This window comes from Treponema sp., from assembly GCF_045657965.1.
GTDB lineage: Bacteria > Spirochaetota > Spirochaetia > Treponematales > Treponemataceae > Treponema_D.
Genome location: NZ_JAZOUG010000114.1, coordinates 1 through 4967, shown reverse-complemented (window position 1 = coordinate 4967; position 4967 = coordinate 1). Strand labels below are relative to the sequence as shown.

General features: G+C 38.8%; 3 protein-coding genes and 2 pseudogenes. 4 read left to right on the top strand and 1 reads right to left on the bottom strand.

Translation table 11 applies throughout. The features are described 5' to 3' along the window. From ACKI5B_RS04225 to ACKI5B_RS04210, 4 genes and pseudogenes are all read left to right on the top strand, one after another. A pseudogene (locus ACKI5B_RS04225) lies at positions 1–359 on the top strand (hypothetical protein); the annotation flags it as partial. Positions 360–374: 15 nt separating this feature from the next. Beyond that, positions 375–2171, top strand: a complete 1797-nt coding sequence (pepF, locus tag ACKI5B_RS04220) for an oligoendopeptidase F (protein WP_407426149.1) — start codon at positions 375–377, stop codon at positions 2169–2171. A gap of 53 nt (positions 2172–2224) precedes the next feature. Next, positions 2225–3238 carry an adenosine deaminase gene (gene add / locus ACKI5B_RS04215; protein WP_407426147.1) on the top strand — a complete coding sequence of 338 codons (1014 nt, stop codon included), beginning with the start codon at positions 2225–2227 and terminating at the stop codon, positions 3236–3238. 3 nt (positions 3239–3241) lie between these two features. Beyond that, positions 3242–4189 carry a hypothetical protein gene (locus ACKI5B_RS04210; RefSeq protein WP_407426145.1) on the top strand — a complete coding sequence of 316 codons (948 nt, stop codon included), beginning with the start codon at positions 3242–3244 and terminating at the stop codon, positions 4187–4189. A 5-nt stretch (positions 4190–4194) separates the two neighbouring features. On the opposite strand, the pseudogene ACKI5B_RS04205 reads toward ACKI5B_RS04210, so the two are convergent. Continuing rightward, positions 4195–4967 (bottom strand): annotated as a pseudogene (locus ACKI5B_RS04205) (tRNA uridine-5-carboxymethylaminomethyl(34) synthesis enzyme MnmG); the annotation flags it as partial.

Sequence of the window (4967 nt, the reverse complement as noted above, 5' to 3'; positions counted from 1 at the left end):
TGTTTTCAAGTCTTGCCAGAGGCAGCGGTTTTAGATTCAGTACGGTCCTTTCCATGCTGGTCATGCTTATTGGAAATATCTTTACATCATTACTCGGCTTTATTGCACTGATTATTCTTGTAAGACTTATTGTATATTTTTTCATTGGAGACGGTTCTTCTTCATATTCAATATGGACTGTATTAGACAGAACACTTTCTCCATTAATTTTCAGAATTGCAGGGTTTTTCTTTAAGAACAGGTCTGTTTCGTATGTAAAAGCAATGGTTACATCCTTTTTAACGGTTGCCTGTTTTTCAGTATTAATTTCCTATCTGCTTCAAATGCTTGGTGTTATGATAGCAATGATTCCGTTTTAAGTTTATAATTGAAATATGGCTAAAAATACTATTCCTTTACGAAACGAAGTTCCTGAAAGCGATAAATGGGACTTGTCAACCTTATATAAATCTGACGAAGACTGGGAAAAAGCCCTTTCTTCAATTAAAAATCTTACTGCAGAAGTTGTAAAATTTAAGGGTAAGCTTGCAGATTCTTCTGATTCACTTCTCGGCTGCTTAAAAACTCTGGAAAACCTTGAGAAAACGGTCGAAACTGTTCACGAATATGCAGGCTTACAGCATACGGCCGACGAAAGTGATTCTAGCGCCCAGGACAGGGAAGGCCGGGCTATGATGGCTTATTCTGAAAGTGACAGTGAAACTTCATTTTTCAGCCCTGAGCTCATGTCAATTCCAGACGAAAAAATCAATGCATGGAAAGAACTTCCTGAATTTGAAGACTATAAAATCTTTTTGCAGAAAGAACTTCATCACAAGCCGTACATCTTAAGTGAAAAAGAAGAAAAAATCCTTTCTCTTCAAAACGAATCGGCAGAAACTGCATACAAGGCTTTTTCCATGCTCACAAACGTTGACCTTAAATTTGACAGCGTTCAGGTTAACGGAGAAGAAAAACCGCTTACACAAAGCACATATACTGTATTCATGCATAATCCGGACCGGAAAATCCGTGAAGAAGCATACAAAAAATTCTACAAAAGCTTTGTTCAGCACGAAAATACAATTGCAGCCCTTTATGCAGGAAGCGTAAATCAGGACGTGTTTACTGCCCGTGCCCGCGGCTATAAATCTTCACTCGAGGCAGCCCTTTACGGAAACAAAGTGCCGGAATCTGTTTACCGCAATTTAATCGACACTGTTCACAAAAATCTTCCGGTTCTGCACAAGTATTATTCACTTCGCAAAAAACTTTTAGGCGTTTCAGAACTCCGTCATTACGATGTTTATGTTCCGCTTGTAAAAGATGTTGAGTGCAGAACAAGCTATGACGAAGCCGTTGAAATCTGCCGTAACGCTCTTTCTCCTCTCGGAAAGGACTACACCGACACTCTCTGTTCAGGCTTAAAAGGCGGCTGGGTTGACCGCTACGAAAACAAAGGAAAGAGAAGCGGTGCTTTTTCAGCCGGAGCATATACAGGCTATCCGTACATTCTTCTAAACTACAAAGAAGATTCAATCCGTGACATTTTTACAATGGCTCATGAAGGCGGACATTCAATGCACAGCTATTATTCAAAAACGAATAATCCGTTCATGTGCTACAATTACACGATTTTTGAAGCCGAAGTTGCTTCAACTTTCAACGAAGAGCTTGTTTTTGAATATCTTTACAAAAATGCAACGACACCGCAGATGAAGGCTTATCTTCTTTCAATGCGTGCTGACGATATTCTTGCAACTCTTCACCGTCAGACAATGTTTGCAGAATTCGAACTTAAAGCACACGAACTTGTTGAATCAGGCACGCCGCTTTCGGCCCAGGTCCTTCGTAAAATCTACCGCGAACTGTTGGAGCAGTATTTTGGCCCGGAGATGGTCTTTGAAGAAGAAAGTGACATGGAAGGTCTTCGCATTCCGCATTTTTACGGGGCTTTCTACGTTTACAAATACGCAACAGGAATTTCTGCAGCTCTTGCCCTTGCAAAACGCGTTACAGAAGGCGGCGAAAAAGAAAAGGAAGATTACTTCAAGTTCTTAAAGAGCGGTGGAAGCCGTTATCCGATTGAAAGCCTTAAAGTAGCAGGTGTAGATATGAGCAGCACGGAGCCTGTTCAGGCAGCGCTTGATGTTTTTGCCGGTTTAGTTAAGGAACTTTCAAGTTTAGCGTGAAAACTGCCGAAAATTAAGTTAGAATAATATTTATATTCTAATGAGGCAAATTGATGATTAAGAAAGAGTTTTATTCATTTTTTAAAGCGATTCCAAAGGCAGAACTTCATATCCATATTGAAGCTGTCATGAGTCGCGAAACTATCAAAAAACTTTATCTCAAAAAAAACGGTAAAGAATTTACTGATACCGAAATAAAAAAACTCTTTTCTTACTCTGATTTAAACGGATTCATCGCAGCCTTTTTACAGGTTCAGGATTTATTTACGGAAGTTTCTGATTTTGACCTCATTTTTGAAGATTTGAAAAACTATCTTGTCCGTAACGGTGTCGTTCACTGTGAAGCTTTCTTTGCTCCTTCTGCCTTTATTAAAAAAGGTTTTGACTATGCCGATATGACAAAGTGTTTTGAAAAAAATCTCAAAAAAATCAAAGACGAAACCGGCATTACTGTCTGGCTTTTAGGCGACGTTTCACGCACTTTTGGTCTTGAAAATGCAGAGAACAATTATAAAATGTTCAAGGCTAATCCTTTTGAAGGTTTTATCGGAATAGGTCTTGGCGGAGCAGAAAGCAAAGGTCCTTCCGGCGATTTTGGTCCTGTTTTTGAAAAGGCACTTAAAGATAAATATCATGCAGTTGCTCATGCAGGTGAAGATGTAGGTCCACAGTCTATTTGGGATGCACTAAAAATCTGTCATGCAGAGAGAATCGGACATGGAATTACATCAGTTCAGGATTCAGAACTTGTTAAATATATTGCCGAAAATAAAATTCCTGTAGAAGTTGCTCCAACAAGCAATGTCTTTACAAAAAAGTATGTAAAGAAAATGAGCGAACATCCTGTCCGCGAAATGTTTGATAAAGGAATTCCTGTAACTATTGCTACAGATGATCCTATTTTCTTTGGTGTTGAACTTTTAGATGAGTACTGGAATTTATATTCAAAATTAAACTTTACAAAAAACGAAATCAAGCACATAATTCTAAATAGCTTTGATGATTCTTTCCTTTCTGAATCAGAGAAAGAAGAATTTAAAAAGCGAGTTGAACAATTATGGAAGTAAAAAGTGAGTTCTGTTGCTGATTTTATTAAAATCCCAAAAACTGATTCCTGTAAACATCTTCAGTTAGGAATGAGATATTCATCCTTTGTCCGCTGGGCAGGTTTTTACCTTCCAAATTTCAGTGAAGATAAAAGGTTCCCTGCTGGAAGTGATGAAGACATGGTATTCCGGGGAGAACTTGAAGAATTTATTCAGGACCGTATTGGTTCTGAACATGATCTTTTGCTTTTACTGTGTTATGCAATTTCCGAAAGTGTCAGTGAAAATGTTACCTCACTTAATGGAACGATAAATGTTGATACTGTTTCAAATTTCAAAAATGCCACTGAGTTTCTTGATACAATAAAACTTGCTGCAGAAAAATATTCTAACAAAGTAAAAGTACGTCCGTTTTTAGGCATAAACAGCGATAAAGAAAATAATCTCCCTCTTGCAAACATGCTTCTGGAAAGTAATCTTTTTGAAGGAATTGAGCTTTACGGCCGGAAGTACATTGAAAACCCGGAAAAATTTCTTTCGATTTTTAAAACTGCGCGGAAAATGGGAATAAAATCCAGAATTTCGTGTTTTGGCTTTAAGGGAATGAAAAATCAGGAAGACATTTTTGAAATTTTATTGAATCTCCGCCCGACTCATCTTTTAAATCCGAATATTGCATTGAATAATGACGATTTAAAAATCTTTCAGAACGGAAAAATCTGCGATCAGATTTTTGAAATGCAGAAAGAACATGCAATATATTTTGAATTCAGTCCGGCTCCTGTTCTTTCCGGAAACCGCGGGGAGAAAAAAGCTTTCGTTATCCGCGAATTTGCCGAAAAAGGATTTCCGTTTTCATTCTGTACGGAAGATATGCTGTTTTTAAATAAATCAATTTCTGAATTCGCCGCTGATTTATGTAATGCAGGCGTATTTTCAGAAAATGAATTAACAGACATTCTTTCCCGCTAAAAAGATTATTTCAGATAAACCATCAAAAGCATTATATCGCTATTGCGGATTCCAGAAATTCTGCTGGCCTGACCTAGCGTGAGGGGGCGTACAGCTTCGAGTTTCTGGCGGCTTTCACCTGAAAGGGCAGGAATCTTCCCGTAATCAAAATCGGCCGGAATATGAAAATGCTCCATTTTGTGCATTTTTGCAACTCTGGCATCCTGCTTTTCGATGTAGTATTTGTATTTTGCATCTTCCTGAGCAATTTCCCACACAATTGCAGGAAAGCCCGGATTTTCGCTATCTGCCTTTTTGAGAAGAATTTCTGTCGCTTCTTCTACCTGCTGGTATTTGAGTTTTGTTGCGTTAAACTGCGCTTCTGTTTTAATTCCAACTTTAAATGCTTTTTCGGCTAATCTCCGGTCTGCCGTGTCGTGCCTTAGCTTTAAGCGGTACTCTGCGCGGGCGGTGAACATCCGGTAAGGCTCTTTTGTTCCGAGTGTTACTAAATCGTCGATTAAAACACCGATGTAAGCTTCGTCTCGGCCTAAAATTAAAGGCTCAAATTCCGGAATTTTGTGGAAATTATTGTTTCCGCCTGCTTTCTGGAAATCTTCAAGAAGCGTGTTTACCGCATGAGTTTCTTTTTCTGAAAATTCTGCAAAATGTTTGATTTCTTCTGCCGTAAAGTGCGGTTTAAAAGCAAATGCGTTTGGTTCTGCTGAAGCCGGGATTTGTCCCATGCCTGAGTGTGCCATGCATAAAGGCCCGCACAGTTTTTTGTGGAAGTCGGAGG

What these genes read in the sequence shown, in the direction of transcription:
- add (WP_407426147.1), top strand. Translation starts at nt 2,225, where the DNA reads ATGATTAAGAAAGAGTTTTATTCATTTTTTAAAGCGATTCCAAAGGCA.
- pepF (WP_407426149.1), top strand. Translation starts at nt 375, where the DNA reads ATGGCTAAAAATACTATTCCTTTACGAAACGAAGTTCCTGAAAGCGAT.